This is a genomic window from Streptomyces sp. NPDC054834 (assembly GCF_053611185.1).
Window position 1 is genome coordinate 107,032 of the sequence record NZ_JBSGZV010000004.1, and the last position, 20,311, is coordinate 127,342.

At 70.9% G+C, this 20,311-nt stretch carries 19 protein-coding genes; 12 read left to right on the forward strand and 7 right to left on the reverse strand.

Annotated features, from left to right (window positions below; translation table 11 throughout):
* Positions 1-209: 209 nt before the first annotated feature.
* Positions 210-2,516, reverse strand: coding sequence for a beta-xylosidase/alpha-l-arabinosidase (locus ACWGJM_RS07765; protein ID WP_453410754.1), 2,307 nt, complete (start codon positions 2,514-2,516; stop codon positions 210-212).
* A 125-nt stretch (positions 2,517-2,641) separates the two neighbouring features.
* Between ACWGJM_RS07765 and ACWGJM_RS07770 the strand changes: the two genes are divergently transcribed.
* The 5 genes from ACWGJM_RS07770 to ACWGJM_RS07790 all read left to right on the forward strand — a co-directional run bounded on the left by ACWGJM_RS07770 (position 2,642) and on the right by ACWGJM_RS07790 (position 8,097).
* Complete coding sequence (locus tag ACWGJM_RS07770; protein ID WP_453410755.1) at positions 2,642-3,673, forward strand: LacI family DNA-binding transcriptional regulator; 1,032 nt, start codon at positions 2,642-2,644, stop codon at positions 3,671-3,673.
* Between the two features lie 95 nt (positions 3,674-3,768).
* Positions 3,769-5,130, forward strand: coding sequence for an endo-1,4-beta-xylanase (locus ACWGJM_RS07775; RefSeq protein ID WP_453410756.1), 1,362 nt, complete (start codon positions 3,769-3,771; stop codon positions 5,128-5,130).
* Positions 5,131-5,245: 115 nt separating this feature from the next.
* Positions 5,246-6,289: an LCP family protein gene (locus ACWGJM_RS07780; protein WP_453410757.1), complete on the forward strand. Its 1,044-nt coding sequence runs from the start codon at positions 5,246-5,248 to the stop codon at positions 6,287-6,289.
* A 128-nt stretch (positions 6,290-6,417) separates the two neighbouring features.
* Positions 6,418-6,774: a YciI family protein gene (locus tag ACWGJM_RS07785; RefSeq protein ID WP_453410758.1), complete on the forward strand. Its 357-nt coding sequence runs from the start codon at positions 6,418-6,420 to the stop codon at positions 6,772-6,774.
* Between the two features lie 45 nt (positions 6,775-6,819).
* Complete coding sequence (locus tag ACWGJM_RS07790; protein WP_453410759.1) at positions 6,820-8,097, forward strand: RNA polymerase sigma factor; 1,278 nt, start codon at positions 6,820-6,822, stop codon at positions 8,095-8,097.
* Positions 8,098-8,340: 243 nt separating this feature from the next.
* On the opposite strand, the gene ACWGJM_RS07795 is transcribed toward ACWGJM_RS07790, so the two are convergent.
* The gene (locus ACWGJM_RS07795) at positions 8,341-9,513 is read right to left on the reverse strand and encodes a class I SAM-dependent methyltransferase (RefSeq protein WP_453410760.1); all 1,173 of its coding nucleotides are present in this window, start codon (positions 9,511-9,513) and stop codon (positions 8,341-8,343) included.
* Between the two features lie 90 nt (positions 9,514-9,603).
* On the opposite strand from ACWGJM_RS07795, the gene ACWGJM_RS07800 reads away from it, so the two are divergent.
* The 4 genes from ACWGJM_RS07800 to groL all read left to right on the forward strand — a co-directional run bounded on the left by ACWGJM_RS07800 (position 9,604) and on the right by groL (position 13,625).
* Positions 9,604-10,551 carry a polysaccharide deacetylase family protein gene (locus tag ACWGJM_RS07800; protein ID WP_453410761.1) on the forward strand — a complete coding sequence of 316 codons (948 nt, stop codon included), beginning with the start codon at positions 9,604-9,606 and terminating at the stop codon, positions 10,549-10,551.
* Entirely contained in the window at positions 10,551-11,237 is a 687-nt protein-coding gene (locus tag ACWGJM_RS07805; protein ID WP_453410762.1) for a hypothetical protein, read from the forward strand. The genes ACWGJM_RS07800 and ACWGJM_RS07805 overlap by 1 nt, the downstream gene beginning before the upstream one ends.
* A 320-nt stretch (positions 11,238-11,557) precedes the next feature.
* Positions 11,558-11,866, forward strand: coding sequence for a co-chaperone GroES (gene groES / locus ACWGJM_RS07810; RefSeq protein ID WP_132856129.1), 309 nt, complete (start codon positions 11,558-11,560; stop codon positions 11,864-11,866).
* Positions 11,867-11,999: 133 nt separating this feature from the next.
* Positions 12,000-13,625 (forward strand): chaperonin GroEL, encoded by a 1,626-nt coding sequence (gene groL, locus ACWGJM_RS07815; RefSeq protein WP_453410763.1) that lies wholly within the window; start codon positions 12,000-12,002, stop codon positions 13,623-13,625.
* Between the two features lie 316 nt (positions 13,626-13,941).
* On the opposite strand, the gene ACWGJM_RS07820 is transcribed toward groL, so the two are convergent.
* On the reverse strand, positions 13,942-14,520 hold the full coding sequence (locus ACWGJM_RS07820; RefSeq protein ID WP_453410764.1) for a GNAT family N-acetyltransferase: 579 nt from the start codon (positions 14,518-14,520) through the stop codon (positions 13,942-13,944).
* 153 nt (positions 14,521-14,673) lie between these two features.
* Positions 14,674-15,180 carry a DUF3293 domain-containing protein gene (locus tag ACWGJM_RS07825; protein ID WP_453410765.1) on the reverse strand — a complete coding sequence of 169 codons (507 nt, stop codon included), beginning with the start codon at positions 15,178-15,180 and terminating at the stop codon, positions 14,674-14,676.
* A 296-nt stretch (positions 15,181-15,476) separates the two neighbouring features.
* Between ACWGJM_RS07825 and ACWGJM_RS07830 the strand changes: the two genes are divergently transcribed.
* Complete coding sequence (locus tag ACWGJM_RS07830) at positions 15,477-16,478, forward strand: hypothetical protein (RefSeq protein WP_453410766.1); 1,002 nt, start codon at positions 15,477-15,479, stop codon at positions 16,476-16,478.
* Complete coding sequence (locus ACWGJM_RS07835) at positions 16,478-16,942, forward strand: hypothetical protein (RefSeq protein ID WP_453410767.1); 465 nt, start codon at positions 16,478-16,480, stop codon at positions 16,940-16,942. Before ACWGJM_RS07830 ends, ACWGJM_RS07835 begins: the two co-directional genes overlap by 1 nt.
* A 56-nt stretch (positions 16,943-16,998) precedes the next feature.
* On the opposite strand, the gene ACWGJM_RS07840 is transcribed toward ACWGJM_RS07835, so the two are convergent.
* The 3 genes from ACWGJM_RS07840 to ACWGJM_RS07850 all read right to left on the reverse strand — a co-directional run bounded on the left by ACWGJM_RS07840 (position 16,999) and on the right by ACWGJM_RS07850 (position 19,275).
* Entirely contained in the window at positions 16,999-17,706 is a 708-nt protein-coding gene (locus tag ACWGJM_RS07840) for an ester cyclase (RefSeq protein ID WP_453410768.1), read from the reverse strand.
* Positions 17,707-17,781: 75 nt separating this feature from the next.
* Complete coding sequence (locus ACWGJM_RS07845; RefSeq protein ID WP_453410769.1) at positions 17,782-18,555, reverse strand: SDR family NAD(P)-dependent oxidoreductase; 774 nt, start codon at positions 18,553-18,555, stop codon at positions 17,782-17,784.
* Positions 18,556-18,606: 51 nt separating this feature from the next.
* Positions 18,607-19,275 carry an MOSC domain-containing protein gene (locus ACWGJM_RS07850; RefSeq protein WP_453410770.1) on the reverse strand — a complete coding sequence of 223 codons (669 nt, stop codon included), beginning with the start codon at positions 19,273-19,275 and terminating at the stop codon, positions 18,607-18,609.
* Positions 19,276-19,355: 80 nt separating this feature from the next.
* Here ACWGJM_RS07850 and ACWGJM_RS07855 point away from each other — a divergent pair, with 80 nt between their 5' ends.
* Positions 19,356-20,252: a LysR family transcriptional regulator gene (locus ACWGJM_RS07855; protein WP_453410771.1), complete on the forward strand. Its 897-nt coding sequence runs from the start codon at positions 19,356-19,358 to the stop codon at positions 20,250-20,252.
* Positions 20,253-20,311: the final 59 nt, after the last annotated feature.

The window sequence follows — 20,311 nt, forward strand, 5'->3', positions numbered from 1 at the left end:
GCCCGGGGCGACCGCCGAGTGGTGCGCGCAGCTGTCCATGCGCTATGATCATCACACGTGAACGGCCGGGAAACCGGTCCGGACACAGTGCGTTGGTGGTCCAAGGAAAGACGCCCCGCTTCCTGCGGGGAAATGCAGGTGCAAGGCCTGCCCGGCGCTCCATGTCACCCCTGCCCCCCCGGTTCTCCGGGGGGGCAGGGGTGTTTTCGTCAGCCGACCGCCGTCACGGCTGTCTCGCACCGCAGCCGGCGGTCGGCGCCGAGTTCCCGTGCCGGCCCCGTGAGGTTCAGCCGTGCAGTGTGCCGTACGTCCGCGCTGGATGCCGCCACCCGCAGTTCCAGCGCGCCCGGTTCGACCACCCGGCGCCCCGAACGGTCGGTGAACGCGGAGAGATCGGTGTGGAAGCGGAAGGCGACCCGGGCCGCTTCTCCGGGCTCCAGTGCCACCCGCCGGTAGCCGATCAGGCGGACGTCCGGGCGGGTCACGGAGGCCACCGGGTCGTGCAGATACAGCTGGACGACCTCCGCTCCGGCGCGGTCGCCGGTGTTGCGGACCGTGAGCGCGATGTCGTACGAACCGTCCGTGCCGATCTCCGGATCCGTGCCCGCGAAGTCCTCCCACCCGAACGTCGTGTAGGAGCGCCCGTGGCCGAAGGGGTACATGGGTGTCGGGTCGAGGTTGCTGACCTCGTCCGCCAGGCCCAGCGGCGGCTGGAGGTACGTCCACGGCTGGCCTCCGGGCACGTGCGGGACGCTCACCGGGAGGCGGCCCGAGGGGTTCACGCGGCCCGACAGCACTCCCGCCACGGCCGGACCGCCCCCCTGTCCCGGGAAGAACGCCTGGACCACGGCGGCCAGTCGGTCGTGCCAGCGGCCGAGGGCGTACGGACGGCCGGTCAGCAGGACCAGCACCACGGGGACCCGGGTGGCGATCAGCGCGTCCAGCAGATCGCCCTGTACGCCGGGCAGACGCAGGTCCGTGACATCGCAGCCCTCGCCCGAGGTGCCCCGGCCGAACAGCCCGGCCCGGTCGCCGAGCACCGCCACGCACACGTCGGCCTCGGCCGCGCGGGCCACCGCCTCCTCGAAGCCGGAGGCGTCCGGGTCGGACACCCCGCAGCCTTCCGCGAACGTCACCTTGGCGTCGGGGAGTTCGGCGCGCAGCGCCTCCAGGACCGACGGGATGCCGATGCCCGTCGGCACCTCGGGGTGGTGCGTGAGGACATGGGACGGGAAGGAGTAGCAGCCGAGCATCGCCAGCGCGTCGGCCGCGCGCGGGCCGACCACCGCGATACGGGTGTCGGGGACCAGCGGCAGCAGGCCGTCGGGGTTGTCGAGGAGCACCACCGACTCCTCGGCCAGCCGGCGGGCCAGCGCCCGGTTCGCCGCCGAGTCCAGGTCGACCGGGCCGGACGGCTCCGGCTGCCAGTCCGCGTCGAGCAGGCCCAGCTCGCACTTCTGCGTCAGCACCCGGCGGGCCGCCCGGTCCACCAGCGCCTCGGGGACACTGCCCTCCCGTACCGCCGCCACCAGCGGCTTTCCGTAGCACTTGAGGGTGGGCAGCTCCACGTCGATGCCCGCCTCCAGCGCCAGACGCGCCGCCTGGGCCTCGCTACCGGCGACCCGGTGCAGGGTCTCGAGGAAGCCGATGCCGAAGTAGTCGGCGACCACCGTCCCCGTGAACCCCCATTCCTCCCGCAGGAGTTCGGTCAGCAGGCCGGGATCGGCCGACGCGGGGACGCCGTCCGTCTCGGTGTACGCCGCCATCACCGAGCGCGCCCCGCCCTCCCGCAGCGCCATCTCGAAGGGCGGCAGGGTGACGTCCGCGAACTCCCGGATCCCGGCCCGCACGGGCGCCAGGTTCCGCCCGCCCGCCGAGGACGCGTACCCGGCGAAGTGCTTGAGCGTGGCGACGACCCCGGCCGACTCCAGGCCCCGCACATAGGCCGTGCCGATCGTGCCGACCAGGTACGGGTCCTCGCCGATCGTCTCCTCCACGCGGCCCCAGCGCGGATCCCGTACGACGTCCAGGACGGGCGCGAGGCCCTGGTGGACGCCGACCGAGCGCAGGTCGCGGCCGATGCACCGGCCCAGTTCCTCGACGAGCTGCGGGTCGAAGGTCGCGCCCCAGGCCAGCGGCACCGGGTAGGCGGTGGCGCCCCAGGCCGTGAAGCCCGCCAGGCACTCCTCGTGGGCGACCGCCGGGATGCCGAAGCGGCCCGCCGCGGCGATGCGGCGCTGGGCGCGGGCCAGTGCCTGCGCGCCCAGCGCCGGGTCGACGGGGGCGGTGCCGAAGGAGCGGGTCAGCTGCCCGAGGCCCAGCGTGATCAGCTCGTCCCAGTCGTAGTCGGCGGTCATCTCGCGCTGGAGCGGGGCGACGCCGTCGCCGTCCGTGGCGGCACCCACCCATACGCCGTACAGCTGGGCGGCCTTCTCCTCCAGGGTCATTCTCGCGAGCAGGTCGTCCACGCGGGCGGCGGCGGGCAGGGCGGAGTCGCGCCAAGGAGCGGTTGTCATGTAACTCCCGTCTCTGCTCACGAGTATTTCGTCACGAATGTTTCGGGACTAACACCGAATGTTCCGGGAACCTATGGCGGGACAAGGTCTTCGTCAAGAGGGCGCGCAGGGATACGATCGCCCGCATGAAGCCTCCGAAGCCCGCAGGAACGCAGACCGCGACCCTCGCCGAAATCGCTCGTCAGGCCGGTGTCTCCGCTCCGACTGTTTCGAAGGTGCTCAACGGCCGTGCCGACGTCGCCCCCACCACCCGCACCCGCGTCGAGGAACTCCTGCGCGCCTACGGCTACCGGCGCCGCCGCGCCGAGGCCTCCCGTTCGCCCCTGATCGACCTGGTCTTCCACGAGCTGGAGAGCGCCTGGGCGATGGAGGTCATCCGGGGCGTGGAGAACGTGGCCCGGGACGCGGGGCTGAGTGTCGTGCTCAGCGAGAGCGCTGGTCGGCTCACCCCCGGCCGGACCTGGGCCGACCAGGTCGCCGCCCGTCGCCCGCACGGCGTGATCCTGGTCCTCTCCGGGCTCGACGAGTCCCAGCGCGCCCTGCTGACCAGCAGATCCATCCCGTTCGTGGTGATGGACCCGGCCGGCGACCCGGGCGCCGACGTGCCCTCGATCGGCGCCACCAACTGGCAGGGCGGGCTCGCCGCCACCCGCCACCTCGTCGAGCTCGGCCACACCCGCATCGGGGCGATCAGCGGGCCGTCGAGGATGATGTGCAGCCGCGCCCGGGTCGACGGCTACCGGGCCGCGCTGGAGACCGCCGGGCTGCCCGTCGACCAGGGCATGATCAAGGCCGGGGACTTCCACCACGAGGCCGGCTACCGGCTGGGCCTGGAGCTGCTCGGCCGTCCCGACCGGCCCACCGCCGTCTTCGCGGGCAACGACCTTCAGGCGCTCGGGCTGTACGAGGCCGCCCGTGAGCTGGGGCTGCGCATCCCGGAGGACCTCAGCGTGGTCGGCTTCGACGACCTGCCGGTGGCCCGCTGGGTGGGGCCGCCGCTGACGACCGTACGGCAGCCGCTGACCGAGATGGCCGAGGCCGCGGCCAAGCTGGTGCTGGACCTCGGGCGCGAGGACGCGTCCACGGCGGCGACCCGGGTGGAGCTGGCGACGAGCCTGGTGGTGCGCAGCAGTACGGCGGTGCCTCCGGCGGTTTAGCGGGGGAGCGGTGGCGTATTGACGGGGGCCCCACGTCCCCCCACACTGCTCCGAAGCCAATCGGTTGTTCAACCGAAACTTTCGGAGGCACCCGCATGCGATCTCTGAGAAAAGGCTTATCCCTCGCGTCGTTCCTGACGGGCATCGCGACGCTCGCCGCTGTGCTGGCCGCAGCGCCCGCCGCGCACGCCGCCGACACCCCCTTGCGGGACCTGGCGGCGGCGAAGGGCAAGGTCATCGGCACGGCGGTCACCGGCTCCGAGCTCACCGGGACCTACGGCGACATCGCGGGGTCGCAGTTCAGCTCCCTCACCCCGGGCAATGCCATGAAGTGGGGCTCGGTCGAGCCCACCCAGGGCGGCTTCAACTGGACCGAGGCCGACCAGATCGTCGCCTTCGCGCAGGCCCACAACCAGCAGGTACGCGGCCACACCCTGGTCTGGCACAGCCAGAACCCGAGCTGGCTGACCAATGGCAGCTGGACGTCCGCGCAGCTCAGCAGCCTGCTCCAGAACCACATCAGCACCGAGGTGGGCCGGTACAAGGGGAAGATCGCGGCCTGGGACGTGGTCAACGAGCCCTTCAACGAGGACGGCACCTACCGCTCGACGCTCTGGTACAACGGCCTCGGCGCGAACTACATAGCAAGCGCTCTGACCTGGGCCCACGCGGCCGACCCGGACGCCAAGCTGTACATCAACGACTACAACGTCGAGGGCGTCAACTCCAAGAGCACCGCCCTCTACAACCTGGTCAAGTCCCTGAAGCAGCAGGGCGTTCCGATCGACGGCGTCGGCCTCCAGGCCCACCTGATCCTCGGCCAGGTCCCGTCCACCCTCCAGCAGAACATCCAGCGCTTCGCCGACCTCGGCGTGGACGTGGCGATCACCGAGCTGGACGTACGGATGGCGCTGCCCGCCGACAGCACGAAACTCGCCCAGCAGGCCGCCGACTTCAAGTCGGTCGTGGCCGCCTGCGCGGCGGTCACCCGCTGCGTCAACGTCACCGTGTGGGGCTTCACCGACGCCGACTCGTGGGTGCCGGGCACCTTCCCCGGGTACGGGGCGGCGACACCGTACGACGAGAACTACAGCCCCAAGCCCGCCTACTACGGCATCGCCGAGGCGCTCGGCGGCGGTTCGACCACCCCGCCGCCGACGAACGGCGCCTGCACGGCGACGTACAGCGTCAGCAGCCAGTGGAACACCGGCTTCACCGGCCAGGTGAAGATCGCCTGCTCCGGGGCCTCGCTGTCCTCCTGGAAGGCGAGCTGGACCTATGGCGCGGGCCAGCGGATCACGCAGGCCTGGAACGCCTCCTGCACCCAGTCGGGCTCGGCCGTGACCTGCGCGAACGCCTCGTACAACGGGTCGGTCGCGGACGGCGGTTCGGTGACCTTCGGGTTCAACGGGTCCTGGAGCGGCAGCAATCCGGTGCCCACGGTGACCCTGAGCTGAGCTGAACTGAGGCTGAGCTGAGCGGGGCATGAGAAGCGTGAGATTCTCCGAAGAAAACCACCTCGGGTGGATCTCGCTAACACTCTCCTAATAATTCGGACTTACGTTCCTCCTCGTGACGGGACACGACGGGGACAGACGGACGGGCCGGCGGCCGGCGGTGCTGAAGGCCGCCGGTCTCACCCTCGCGGCGGCGCTGGTGCTGGGCGGCGCGGGTGCGGGCTGGGCGTACTGGCACCTGAACAACAACATCCGAAGCGTCGACATCAACAGCGCGCTCGGCGACGACCGTCCGGCGAAGGCGGTCGTCACCCCGTCCGCCTCCGCCTCCGCCTCGGCGTCCCCGCTGCCGACCGAGGCGCTGAACATCCTCGTCCTCGGCTCCGACTCGCGCAGCGGCAAGGCGAACAAGGAACTCGGCGGCGGCGACAGCTCCGGCGCCCGCTCCGACACGGCGATGGTCGTGCACATCGACGCCGGCCGCACCGAGGCCACCGTCGTCAGCATCCCGCGCGACACACTGGTCACCCGCCCCTCCTGCCCGCTGTCGTCGGGCGGTTCGACCTCGGTGGCCTACAACGCCATGTTCAACAGCTCCTATTCGCTGGGCGGACCGGTGTGCGCGGTGAAGACGGTCGAGTCCATCACCGATGTCCGCATGGACCACTACATCGAGATCGACTTCTCCGGCTTCGCCAAACTGGTCGACGCCCTCGGCGGCGTCACCGTCACCACCGGCCAGGACATCGACGACGACAAGAGCCACCTCCACCTCGCGGCCGGCACCCACCACCTGAACGGCAAGCAGGCCCTGGCCCTGGCCCGCACCCGGCACGGCATAGGCGACGGCAGCGACCTCGGCCGCATAGGCCTGCAACAGAAGCTGGTGAAGGCCCTGCTGGAGCAGATCGCCGCCACCGACCTCCTCACCGACCCCGCCAAGCTCTACCAGGTGGCCGACGCGATCACCGGAAGCCTGACGACGGACACCGGCCTGAATTCGCTGAGCGAGCTCATGCGTCTGGGCCAGAGCCTGAAGGGCCTGACAGCCGACCAGGTGAAGACGGTGATGATGCCGGTCGTCGCGGCGCCCTCCGACCCCAACCGGGTCATCGCGAAGGAACCGGCGGCGAGCGCGCTGTGGACGTCACTGCGGTAGGCCGCCCCCGCCGTGGCGGGAAAAAATCTTCGGGGAATTTCGGTGAGCGTGTCGATCCGGGCGTCTCCCGTTCGACGCAGGGGTGAGAAGGCGGGGAGAGCCCCCGCCGTCCTGCCGAAGGAGTCACCATGCCCCGCTACCTGTCGCTCGTGCGCATCGACGAGTCCGCCGCCCCCGCCGAGGGCCCCAGCCCCGAGCTGATGCAGCGGATGGGTGAGCTGATCGAGGAGATCACCAAGGCCGGCGTGATGCTGGACACCGCCGGGCTCACCCCCTCCGCGCAGGGCACCCGGGTCCACTGGGAGAACGGGCAGCTCTCCGTCACCGACGGGCCCTTCACCGAGTCCAAGGAGGTCATCGGCGGCTACGCCCTCATGCAGTGCAAGGACAAGGCCGAGGCCCTGGAGTGGACCAAGCGCTTCCTGAAGGTCCACGAGGAGTTCTGGACCGTGACCTGCGAGGTCCGGGAGATCGCCGAGGGCTGATCGCTCATTGGCGCAGACCCGGCCAGGGGTGTTGCATGGTGGGCTGTGGAACAGCAGCCCACCGCCGCCCAGGCCGTCGAGACCGCAGTCGAGACCGCCATCGAGACCGTCTTCCGCCTGGAGTCGCCGCGTCTCATCGCCGGCGTGACCCGGATCGTGCGCGACATCGGGATCGCCGAGGAACTGGCGCAGGACGCGCTGGTGGCCGCCCTGGAGCAGTGGCCCCGGGACGGCGTGCCGGACAACCCCGGCGCCTGGCTCATGGCCACCGCCCGGCGCCGCGCCGTCGACCTGATCCGCCGCCGCGAGAACTACGCCCGCAAGCTCGCCGAGATCGGCCGCGACCTGGAGACCACGGCCGGGCCGCCGGAACCGGCCGACCCCGACGACATCGACGACGACCTGCTCCGCCTGGTCTTCACCGCCTGCCACCCCGTGCTGTCCCCCGAGGCCCGCACCGCGCTCACGCTGCGCCTGCTGGGCGGCCTGACCACGGCCGAGATCGCCCGCGCCTTCCTCGTGCCCGAGCCGACGATCGCCCAGCGCGTCGTCCGCGCCAAGCGCACCCTCGCGAAGCGGAACATCGCCTTCGAGGTCCCCTACGGCCCCGACCGCGAGGCCCGCCTGGGATCCGTCCTCGACGTCATCTACCTGATCCACAACGAGGGGTACGCGGCCACCGCCGGCGACGACTGGCTGCGCCCCGGCCTGTGCGAGGACGCCCTCCGGCTGGCCCGCGTGCTGTCCGCCCTGATGCCCAAGGAGCCGGAGGTGCACGCCCTGACCGCCCTCCTGGAGTTCCAGTCGTCCCGCGCCGCCGCCCGCACCGGCCCGCAGGGTGAGCCGGTCCTGCTGAAGGACCAGAACCGCCGCCGCTGGAACCGCATGCTCATCGCCCGCGGCATCACCGCCCTCGGCCGCGCCGAGGCCACAGCCGCCGGCGCCCCCGGCCCGTACGCCCTCCAGGCGGCGATCGCGGCCTGCCACGCGCACGCCTACACGTACGAGGAGACCAACTGGCCGGCCATCGCCACCCTGTACGACCTGCTCGCCGCCCGAGCCCCGTCCCCCGTCGTGGAGTTGAACCGCGCGGTCGCCGTCTCGATGGCACGGGGCCCGGCCCCGGCACTGGAGATCGTGGACCGGCTGGCCGCCGAACCCTCACTCCGCGACTACCACCTGCTCCCCAGCGTCCGCGGCGACCTCCTGACCCGCCTGGGCCGCCCGGCGGAAGCACGCGCGGACTTCGAACGCGCGGCACGGCTGACCCGGAACGAGCGGGAGCGGGAGATGCTGTTGCGGCGGGCGGGAGAGTGCGGCTGAGGCCCCGAGGGTCAGCTCAGCCAGTCGTCGGTCTTCCACAGGCGTACGGTGCAAACACGGCGGTCCCGTCGATACCGATCGCGTGGGTGCCGCCAGCGAACCGATGCCGAGGATCAGCCCGCTGTTGTGGCCAGGAGCAGGGCATTGCGGGTGTGTCGCTGCCGGGTACGTCGACGTGCGCTCCAGATCACGGCAGCATGGTGGGCCGAGCGTGTGGGCAGCGTCCCGTGGAGTGCGCGGGGGTCACCCCATCGGGTGGCCGATCAGCATCGTCGGCGCCCCCGCGACCCGGGTGAGGAACACCGTGGCCGAGTTCGGTCCCTGGGGTTTGACCTTCTTGCGGAGTTCCTCGGGTTCGACCGCCGAGCCGCGCTTCTTCACGGTCAGGACGCCGACCTCGCGCTCTCTGAGCAGGGCCTTCAACTTCTTCAGGTTGAACGGGAGCCGGTCGGTGATTTCGTACGCGGAGGCGTACACCGTCGGCCGTGGTGCGTCCGCCGTGATGTAGGCGATGGTCGGGTCGATCAGCCCGCCGTCCACCTCCTCGGCGACCTCGGCCACCAGGTGCGCCCGGATGACGGCGCCGTCGGGCTCGTACAAGTACCGCCCCACGGGCCGCACTTCGGGGTCGGGGAGGCCCCGGGAGAGCAGGGAGCGAGGCCCCGGCAGCAGCGTGGCCCGTACGGCCGCGCCGCCGGTGCCGAACCAGAGCACCGCCTCCTTCACGTCCCCGCCGTCGGAGATCCACTCGGCCTCGGCCTGTGCGGGGACCGCCTCGTGCGGGATGCCGGGGGCGATCTTCAGGGCGGCCACCCGGGAGGCGGACGCCACGCCGACGGCCCAGGACAGGGGCGGCGAGTACGCCTCGGGGTCGAAGATACGGCCCCGCCCGCCGCGCCGGGCGGGGTCGACGAACACCGCGTCGTACCCGGCGGTGTCGACGTCCGTGACATCGGCCTCCCGCACCTCGATGAGGTCCGCCAGTCCCAGCGCCTGAGCGTTCGTCCGGGCCACGGCCGCGGTCAGCGGATCGCGGTCCACGGCGAGGACGCGGATCCCGGCGCGGGCGAGGGCGATCGCGTCGCCGCCGATGCCGCAGCACAGGTCGGCGACGGACGTCACCCCCAGTTCCTTCAGCCGGCCGGCCCGGTAGTTCGCCACGCTCGTGCGGGTCGACTGCTCGACCCCGTTCGGCGTGAAGTACATCCGCTCCGCGTCCTCGGCACCGAACTTCGCCGCCGCACGCTGCCGCAGCCGGGCCTGGCCGAGGGCTGCCGAGACCAGGTCGGCGGGGTGGTCGCGGCGCAGGCGGGTGGCGACGGCGAGTTCCTCGGCCGGTGCCGTGCCGCGCACCTCGTCGAGGAGGGCGCGGCCCTCGGGGGTGAGCAGGGAGTGGAAGGGGAGCAGGTCGTTCACCGGGTCATTGTGGGCCAGCCGGTGGATGGTGCGCCCGCGGCGGCGGTGTCAGGCGGGTTCGGGACGGGGGCTCTGCGAAGATCCGGCACCATGCGAGTAGTAGTACAAAATGACAAAAATGGTGCGTGGTGGAGGCGAGCGGCCACCCGCAGCGGCCCGGTCGCGCTCGCCATGGCCGCCGTCGTCTCCGGCGGTGTCGTCTCCGGCTGTACGGCACCCGGCACCGCACCGAATGTCCGGCCGGCCCCGGGCCAGCAGCACCAGCAGGCGCCCGCCGAGGCCCTGGACTCCTACGCCTCCCGGCTGCGCGCCTCCCACGCCGCCCTGGTCGCCGCCGCGAAACGCTGGGGTCTGGACGCGGCCCCCCTGACGCCTCCGCCGCCCCCCGCCCGCAAACCGAGGATCACCGCCCGCGCCGGATTCGAGGTCCACGGCCAGGAGGAACTGAACCTGCCCCCCGTCTTCACCACGATCCCCACCAAGCAGAAGGTCGTCTTTCTCACCATCGACGACGGCGCCGAGAAGGACCCGGCCTTCCTGCGCATGATGAGCGACCTGAAGATCCCCTACACCGCGTTCCTCAGCAACTACCTGGTCGAGAACGACTACGGCTACTTCCGCAAGATGCAGGGCAAGGGCATCACCCTCAACAACCACACCCTCACCCACCCCTACCTGCCGGGCCTGTCCTACGAGGAGCAGCATGACGAGATCTGCGGCATGCAGCGGATCATGCGCAAGCAGTTCGGCAAGAGCCCGACCGTCTTCCGCCCGCCCTACGGCAACTACAACCGTGACACCCTCGTCGCCGCCAAGTCCTGCGGCATCAAGTACGCGCCCATCTGGGACGAGGAGGTCTTCGTCGACCACTGGGAGTACCGGGAGGACGACCAGAGCCTGCACCCCGGCGACATCGTCCTGACCCACTTCCGGGGACGGGACGACTGGAACGGCACGATGATCGACGACATGCGCCGGTTCCTGAACAGGGTCACCCGCGAGGGGTACGCGGTGGCCCGCCTGGAGGACTACCTGTGATGCGGCGGTGGCGGCGACACCGGGCCCTGGCCGCCGCCGCGCTCACCGGGGCCGCACTCCTCGTCACCGGCTGCGCCCAGTCCGTCGACCCCATCGAACGACTGGGCGAGAAAGCGGCCCAGCGGGTACGGCAGCCCGCGCCCGCCCGCGACCTGGCGTACCGCCACTGGGGTCTGCGGACCCCGCTGGTCCCCGCCCCGAAACCCCCGGCCCGCGTTCCGCTCCGCCCCCGCGCCCGCCGCCGCAGGGGCGCCTCCCTGCCCCCCGTCGTCGACCGCGTCCCCACCCCCGACAAGGTCGTCTTCCTCACCTACGACGACACCGCCGAGAAGGACCCGCGCTTCGTCGACATGGTCCGCGAACTGCGCCTCCCGGTCACCATGTTCCTCACCGACAGCGCCGAGGTCTGCGGCCGGCGGCAGAAACCCCGCTCCCGCCTCTTCCGTCCGCCCCACGGCACGTACGACACCACCACCCTGCGGGCCGCCGCCGACTGCGGCGTCTCGGCAGTGGTCCTCTGGCGCGTCTCCATGACCGCCGACACCCTCACCTACACCAGGGGCGCCCACCACCTCCGCCCCGGCGACATCATCCGGATGGCCCCCGAAGAACCCACCGCCCTGCGCCTCCTGCGCCAGGTGCAGGCCCGGGGCCTGACGGTGGGCCGCTTGGAGGACTACATCTGAGGACGACACTTCTGAGCGCTGCTCAGCCCCATCCAGCCCGTCCGGCGTTTGAGGACGAGGCCGTCCAGGCCGAAGCGGAGGCCTGGGGGCGGCAGCCCCAGCAGACGCCCGCTGAACCCGCCCCACGGCAGACGCGCCGCACGGCAATTGGCACTCCGCTTGACCGAGTGCTAATCGCGGTCATAGTCTCGGGTCTGGCACTCGACAGAGGAGAGTGCCAACACAGCGACGGGCAGGTCCGGCACCCGCGACGACGGATCGACCTGGTCGCCACCTCAGACAGTTAACCCCGTGAGATCTCCGAAGGGGGAGGTCGGATCGTGACGACCGCCAGCTCCAAGGTTGCCATCAAGCCGCTCGAGGACCGCATCGTGGTCCAGCCGCTGGACGCCGAGCAGACCACGGCTTCGGGCCTGGTCATTCCGGACACCGCCAAGGAGAAGCCCCAGGAGGGCGTCGTCCTGGCCGTGGGCCCGGGCCGCTTCGAGGACGGTAACCGTCTTCCGCTCGACGTCTCCGTCGGCGACGTCGTGCTCTACAGCAAGTACGGCGGCACCGAGGTGAAGTACAACAACGAGGAGTACCTCGTTCTCTCGGCTCGCGACGTGCTCGCGATCATCGAGAAGTAATCACCTCGAGCATTCCTGCTTCGAGCTGCGCCCTCGGCCCCCGCGACCGTTAACAAGCCGGGCGCCGGGGGCGCAGTTCGTTTGACCGACAGCATTATTTGCACCCTAGATTTCCCGAGAGGGCTACGCTCCCATGGCGAAGATCCTGAAGTTCGACGAGGACGCCCGTCGCGCCCTCGAGCGCGGCGTCAACAAGCTCGCCGACACGGTCAAGGTGACGATCGGCCCCAAGGGCCGCAACGTCGTCATCGACAAGAAGTTCGGCGCCCCGACCATCACCAACGACGGCGTCACCATCGCCCGTGAGGTGGAGATCGAGGACCCGTACGAGAACCTCGGCGCCCAGCTGGTGAAGGAGGTGGCGACCAAGACCAACGACATCGCGGGTGACGGTACGACCACCGCCACCGTGCTGGCCCAGGCGCTCGTCCGCGAGGGCCTGAAGAACGTCGCCGCCGGTGCCTCCCCGGCCGCCCTGAAGAAGGGCATCGACGCCGCCGTCGCCGCGGTGTCCGAGGACCTGCTCGCCTCGGCCCGGCCGATCGACGAGAAGTCCGACATCGCCGCCGTCGCCGCGCTGTCCGCCCAGGACCAGCAGGTCGGCGAGCTCATCGCCGAGGCGATGGACAAGGTCGGCAAGGACGGTGTCATCACCGTCGAGGAGTCCAACACCTTCGGTCTGGAGCTGGACTTCACCGAGGGCATGGCCTTCGACAAGGGTTACCTGTCGCCGTACTTCGTGACGGACCAGGAGCGCATGGAGGCCGTCCTCGAGGACCCGTACATCCTCATCAACCAGGGCAAGATCTCCTCGATCCAGGACCTGCTGCCGCTGCTGGAGAAGGTCATCCAGGCCGGTGCCTCCAAGCCGCTGCTGATCATCGCCGAGGACGTCGAGGGTGAGGCCCTCTCCACCCTCGTCGTGAACAAGATCCGCGGCACCTTCAACGCGGTCGCGGTCAAGGCCCCCGGCTTCGGTGACCGCCGCAAGGCGATGCTCCAGGACATGGCGGTCCTCACCGGCGCCACGGTCATCTCCGAGGAGGTCGGCCTCAAGCTCGACCAGGCCGGTCTGGACGTGCTGGGCTCCGCCCGCCGCGTGACGGTCACCAAGGACGACACGACCATCGTCGACGGCGCCGGCAACTCCGAGGACGTCGTGGGCCGCATCAACCAGATCAAGGCCGAGATCGAGAACACCGACTCCGACTGGGACCGCGAGAAGCTCCAGGAGCGCCTCGCGAAGCTGGCCGGCGGCGTGTGCGTGATCAAGGTCGGCGCCGCCACCGAGGTGGAGCTGAAGGAGAAGAAGCACCGTCTGGAGGACGCCATCTCCGCGACCCGCGCCGCGGTCGAGGAGGGCATCGTCTCCGGTGGTGGCTCCGCGCTCGTCCACGCCGCGAAGGTGCTGGAGGGCGGCCTGGGCAAGACCGGCGACGAGGCCACCGGTGTCGCCGTGGTCCGCCGCGCGGTCGTCGAGCCGCTGCGCTGGATCGCCGAGAACGCCGGCCTGGAGGGCTACGTCATCACCTCCAAGGTCGCCGAGCTGGAGAAGGGCCAGGGCTTCAACGCCGCCACCGGCGAGTACGGCGACCTGGTCAAGGCCGGCGTCATCGACCCGGTCAAGGTCACCCGCTCCGCCCTGGAGAACGCCGCCTCCATCGCCTCCCTCCTCCTCACGACCGAGACCCTGGTCGTCGAGAAGAAGGAAGAGGAAGAGCCGGCCGCCGCGGGCCACGGCCACGGCCACGCCCACTGACGTACGTCGGTAAGCCGTAACCGAAGGCCCGGCGCCCCTGACGGGGTGCCGGGCCTTCGCGCTGTTTGCAGCCGCCGCAAGCGCTGCGATCAGGTTCAGGCGGGTGCCCGCGCCGATCTGGCTCCCGTAGCCACCGCAGGCTCGGCCACCGCGCCGGTCACCACCGCCCATACGGTCTTTCCGGGCGACCCCGGCCGTGCACAGACCCCCCACTCCTCGGCCGGCGCCGCGACAATCAGCTCAACGGTGTCGTGGACGGCGGTCCGTACGCCCAGCGGGGGCCGGGCGGCGATGTCGGTCGGGTAAGTCGGTCGGACTACAAGGTTCGGCACGCCGTCGTCAATGAATGGCTCTGACCAGCGTCATCGAGGGTGATCCAGTAGCGGCGCTTGACCCCGATCTCGGTGCTGCGCACATCTTCGAGGACGCCGCCGTTGCTCTCGATGGTGCGCGTCGAGCCGACGTTGCCGTCGTCACAGGTGAGGAGGACCCGGTCCAGACCGAGCGCCGGCGCCTCGAGTAGAACCGCTCCCAGCGCCCACCTGGCCAGTCCGCGCTTCCTGGCAGAAGGCCGAACGCTGTAGCCGATGTGTCCGCCGCCTTCCAGCAGAAGGGCGTTCAGATAGTGCCGAAGGTCGATGGCCCCGAGGTACGTCTCGCCATCGACGATCCACCAGTGGGTGGCGTGGACGCGTCCTTCCCCGACAGGCAGCGACCGGTCCGATTGCTGCCGCAGCCGCTCGACCCATGAGGCGAACCCGTCCGGGCTGTCGAGGTCATCGTCACCAACCAGATGCATCCCGGCCCCGGCCTGGTGGGCACCAGGCTGCCACTCGTCACGTGCCGCGAGCCACGAGGAATGCAGCCGTCCCGTGGGAGCGATCAGTTCAGCCATGCGTGGGACGTTAACACCCCAACTCCCCATGCGATCAAGCACTTTGCGCCAGACAGAGCTTGGCCCGCCGGATGGGGAGGTAGCGCAGCAGGCCGCCGGGGCGGTGGGCTGCGGTGCTGTCGTCGGGGAGCCCACGGAGGGTGTGCATGCACGTCAACGCTTGCCCGGGCGGCCGGAGGGCCGGGCCTTCTCGGACGCCGCCCATCCGCTCACCGCCGCGGCGTCGGTGCCGCACGCCAGGACGCGCCAGGCATCGGGAGTCCAGGCGAAGATCGCGTCCTGGCCGAAGCGGCGTCCCAGACCGCGCGCCGCGGTATCGCTCAGGCCGACGACGGCGACGCTCTCCTCGCGGTGCGTGCCGAGCGCGTCTCCTCCCTCCGCGGACCACCAGCGGAGACCACGGCGGCGGATCTCGTCGAGCAACAGGCGCTGGGCACGGGCGTTGGCGTCGGCCGACGCGGTACGGCCAAGGGGGTTCATGGCGGTGATCACATGGACGCCGGCGCTGCCGGCCGGCTCCGGGAAGAAACCCTCGGCCGTGCCCGAAGGACGTGGTTCGACCCGGACGGTCCGGTCCTGGAACCGGATGTCGACGACCGCGGCCCGATAGAGGTCCCAGTTACGGGGTGTAGCGGCTGCGTCGGTGGCGTGCGCGTGCACAAGGGCCTCCTGTGGAACGAAGACCCCCTTACACGTCATGCAGGGAGATCGGTGCTCGCCCCCACGGGTTCATGGGGGCACGGTACTGGCCGGAAGATTTCATGATCACGGCCCCGAAAGCAAGGGGTTGTGAAGATCTTGCAGAAGATCGATACGGGTGTTAACTTCCCGCTCGGTCGTGTGTTCCAGTGCCGAACGATCACGGCCGGACCCGCGCGAGGTGCGCGGGAAAGTGCAGATCACCGGGGTGCGGCAGTGCGCTACCGGGGTCCTTCGACTCCGGGAGGCTGCCCGTCATGCCCGTACCCTCCGAATCCCCCGAGACTGAGCCGGGCCGCGCCGGTCTTCCAGTCATCGGCCTCGCTGCCGCGCGGGAACTCTTCCGCACGGCCGAGTCGAGCGGCCTCGGCCGGCCGGGTACCGACGAGATCTTCGACCAATGGCTCGACGACCTCTGCGACATCGCCTTCTACCGCAACGCGGACCGGCCCCTACAGGCACGCGCCGTCAACAGGAGCGGCGAGGTGTCGGAATGGCTGTACACCAGCCGAGTCGGCGGAAGGGCACGACTGGAGGCCGTCTGCCTCAACCCGTCGCGGCCCGCTCCCCCTCCGGACGAGGAGCCGGCCGAGGAGACCGACGAGGCTGACGAGGTCGACGAGACGGACGCCGGCACCTGTGACGGCATGCCCGGCCTTTGCTGGAACTGCGAGCCGGACGTGGAGCGCTACGCGAAGGTCGACAGCCATCGGGACCACGAGAACGGCGACGACCCTTGTCCTTGTGCCCTTGAACTCGTGAACGCCTACGCCGGAGGGATGGCGCAGGATCCGTCCTTCGGCCTGAGCGGCGAACTCCCGCCGGACTTCCGCGCGGACTCGATCCGGGGGCTCACCGTCCTCGCCGAAGTCGCCCAGAGGAAGCTGGACACGGAGAGATGGGACACGGACGGGCCATGGCGTGTGACGTGGTTCCGCTGCGAGAGCGACGTCACCAACCCCGTGTACGAAGGTGAAGAGGAGTCAGGCGTGATCCACTACTGCGCCTCGATCGAGAGCGACGACGACGTCCCCACCGTCCAGGTCATGGGGACGCGCTGGGGAGAACAGCACATCTTCTACCACGAGCCCCTGTCGGAACCCGGCGGTGAGTTGCCGGACACCGGGACCCTGGAGGGGCTGCGCCACCTCCTGGAACGGGCGACCGAGCAGGTGGGCGAGGCCGGTTACAAGGTCGACGGCGAGTGGACCGTCGGATGGTCGCGTTGCCACGTCCTGCTGGCCGACTGGGACCGCTGATGGGCAACGGTACGAAGGAGGCGAACCTCCAGCGCCGACGCGCGTTGCAGGACGCGGAGTTCGCCCGGGACGCCGAGCGGCGGCGCAACGGGCTGGGGGCTGCTCCGGTCCGAACGGAGAGGCCGGCGAGCCCGGCCGGCCCGGTGCGGGTGAAGCCGCGGAGGAAGCGGTCGACGAAGGTCATGGATGCCCGTGGCCGGGCTTCCTCCGCTCCACGCGCCACGAACAGCGGTGAGGGCCGTATGCGGACACCCGTCAAGCTCGCGCCCGCCTACATGCGACTGACCCCGGAGGAAGTGCAGCGCGAGCGGCGTAGACGGGAGGCCCGGGAGAAGAAGGACGCGAAACGGCTGGCGAAGAAGGCGGCCCAGGCGGCGCGGATGCCCGGCACGGCCCGCAGCCGCACGAAGAAGAACGGAACGAAACCACAGGCAACCAAGCCTCGCCCCGCCGGCAGCGGGTAAGCCACCGCGCGAGGGACCACCGACCCGGCCAGGCCGGCGGCCCCTCGTGATCCTCTCTATCGCTCCAGCGCGTCCAGCGCCCCCAGCTGCTGCATCAGACCCAACTGGTCGTGCTGCCACCAGAGCTCGGCGATCTTGCCGTTGTCCCCGAAGCGGAACACGGTCGCCCCGGTCATGGTGACCTGCTTTCCGGTGGCGGGAATCCCCAGGAAGTCACCCTTGTGGGTGGCGTTCCAGGTCCACCGCGCGCAGGCCCGGTCGCCCTGGGCGATCACGTCCTCGACCACGAAGGTGAAGTCGAAGGCGCCCCGCCACATCCGGTACTCGCTCCGGGCGGCGTCCAGCCCGATCGTGTCCTGTGGGTTGATCGGATCGTGGCTGTGGACGTCCTCGTCCAGCAGGTCGTTGAGCGGCGGCAGGTCACCAGGGGTGGCGAGCGCCGCGTAGAACCGCCGGACGGTCTCCGCGGACAACGGCTCGTCCCGCACCACGTCCAGGTCGGTGAACGTGGGCATCTCGTCGCACAGGGCGACCATGCCCCGGAAGATCCGGTCGGTCTCCGGGAGGTTCGAGTTCCGCATCGCCTCCTCGAACGACGGGAACTCCACCACCTCGATGATGTGCGACGCGTCCGAGCGGTCCTTGCCGACGACCGTGTGCATCGCGGTCCGCTTCCCCTTGGTCTGTTCGACCCAGTCGTCCAGGAGCCGGTTCATCTCGTCCAACCGGCTGGTCTTGCACTCGATGAGCTGTACGAAGGTCATGACGCCGCCTCCGGCCCCCCTGGTCCGGTTCCGTCACGCCCATTTTCGCACCGGAACGACGGCGTCACCCGTCCGCTACTGGGGCCCGTACTTCCGCCCGGTCTTCGAGGTGATCCCGCCCAGCAGCCCGCGCGGCGCCACCTTCACCAGCCCCATCAGCGCCTTGTAGCGCGGGTCCGGGATGGACAGCGACTTCCCGCGCGCGAGATCGGCCAGCGCCGCCGCGACCAGCTTGTCGGCGTCCAGCCACATCCAGTTCGGGATGTTGTCCGTGCCCATGCCGGCCCGGTCGTGGAACTCCGTGCGCACGAAACCGGGGCACAGCGCCATCAGCCGTACGCCGCTGCCCGCCAGGTCCTTCGCCGCGCCCTGGGTGAACTGCACGACCCACGCCTTGGACGCGCCGTACGTGCCGCGCGGCACGAAGGCCGCCACCGAGGCCACGTTGACCACGCCGCCGCGCCCGCGCTCCCGCATCGCCTCGGCCGCCGCCGAGGTCAGCCGGAGCACCGCCTCGCAGTGCACCTTCAGCATCCGCAGCTCGTCGGCCATCGAGACGTCGAGATAGCGGCCCTTGTTGCCGAAGCCCGCGTTGTTGACCAGCAGGTCGACCGCGTTCCTGCGGTCGGCCAGGCGGGCCGCGACCGCCTCGATGCCGTCGTCGGTCGCCAGGTCGGCGGTCAGCACCTTCGCCTCGATGCCGTGCCGGTCGTGCAGCTCGGTCGCCTGCTCGCGCAGCCGTTTGGTGTCCCGTGCCACCAGGACCAGATCGTGCCCGTCCGCCGCCAGCCGCCGTGCGAACGCGGCGCCGATGCCTGCGGTCGATCCCGTAATCAGAGCCGTTGTCATGGCCCAAGGGTAGTTACCCGGACTGACGGCGTCCGCTCCCGTGACAGGCCCTCAGCGGCGCTGATCGGCCACGTACTTGCGGGCCGCCGCCAGCGCCTCCGAGTGCAGCGCCGCACCGGCGGCGAGCAGGCGCGGCAGCAGCTCCCGCTCCGTGGTGACCGCACGGAACTCCATCGCCGCCGTCACCTCGTGGTCCGGTCGGTGCACGATCTCGATCGGATCGCCCGCCCGTATCTCACCCGGCTCGATCACTCGCAGGTAGGCACCCGTCGCGCCCTTCTGGGTGAACCTCTTCACCCAGCCCCGTTCGCCCAGGTGGCCCTGGAACGTACGGCAGGGGATCCGTCCCGAGGTCACCTCCAGGATCACCTCGGAACCGATCCGCCAGCGTTCGCCGATCAGCGCCCCGGAGACGTCCAGACCGCTCGTCGTGAGGTTCTCGCCGAAACGGCCGTTGGCCAGTGACCGGCCCAGTTCTCGCTCCCAGGCGTCGAGGTCCTCTCGCGCGTACGCGTACACCGCCTGGTCGTCCCCGCCGTGGTGGCGCAACTCGCACACCGCGTCCCCGGCGAGCCCGCTCCCGCCCACACCCTTGGGGCCCGGAGCCGCCACCCGCACCGGCCCGTCGGCCGGGCGCTTGTCGATGCCCGTCACACCCTCGGGCTGGTCCGTGTACGGCACCGCCCGCGGACGGCCCAGATTGACCGAGAGAAGCTTCATGCCCGCACGGTAGGGGACCGCTTCCCAAAGTGTCCACGCATTATTGGGCGTCACACCCAAGGCTGGCTTATGCTCGTGACGTGATAGAGGCCCGTCATCTCCGCGTCCTGCGCGCCGTCGCCACCACCGGTTCCTTCTCGGCGGCGGGGCGCGAGCTGGGCTGCACCCAGCCCGCGGTCAGCCAGCAGATGAAGGCCCTGGAGGCGTCGGTCGGCACCCCGCTGCTGATCCGCAGCGGCCGGGAGATGCGCCTGACCCAGGCCGGCGAGGCGCTCGTCCGGCACGCGTCGGGGATCCTGGCCGGGCTCACCGCCGCCGAGGAGGAGGTCGCCGCGATCGCCGGGCTGCGGGCGGGCCGGGTACGACTGGTCTCCTTCCCCAGCGGCAGCTCCACCCTCGTCCCCACCGCCCTCGCCGCTCTGCGTGCCGCCCACCCCGGCACCCGGGTCTCCCTGGAGGAGGCCGAGCCCCCGAAGTCCGTCGAACTGCTGCGCGAGGGCGACTGCGATGTGGCGCTCGCCTTCCGGTACGAGGGGGCCGCGGGCGCCGAGGAGTGGGACGACCTCGTCGTACGGCCGCTGCTGACGGACCGCCTGGTGGGTCTCGTACCCGAACGGCACCGCCTCGCGCGCGCGGAGTCCGTGGCCATCGGCGAACTGGCCGGGGAACCCTGGATCGCGGGCTGCCCGCGCTGCCGGGGGCAGCTGGTGGAGGTCTGCGAGAGCGCGGGCTTCACACCCCGCATCGACTTCGCCACCGACGACTACCCGGCGGTGGTCGGCCTGGTGGGCGCCGGTCTGGGGGTCGCCGTGCTGCCCCAGCTCGCGATCGAGTCCGTACGGCCCAGGGGCGCCCGCGTCCTCGCGCTTGAACCGGCGGTGCGCCGGGAGATCGTCGCCCTCACCCTGCCCGACCTGGCTCAGGTGCCGGCGGTGGCGGCCACGCTGGAGCAGCTGGCCCGGGCCGCGCGTCGCTGAGGCGGCGCGGAGAAATGGGCACGCGTGTGCGTGCCCATGGGGCGGATAGTGCTGAGATA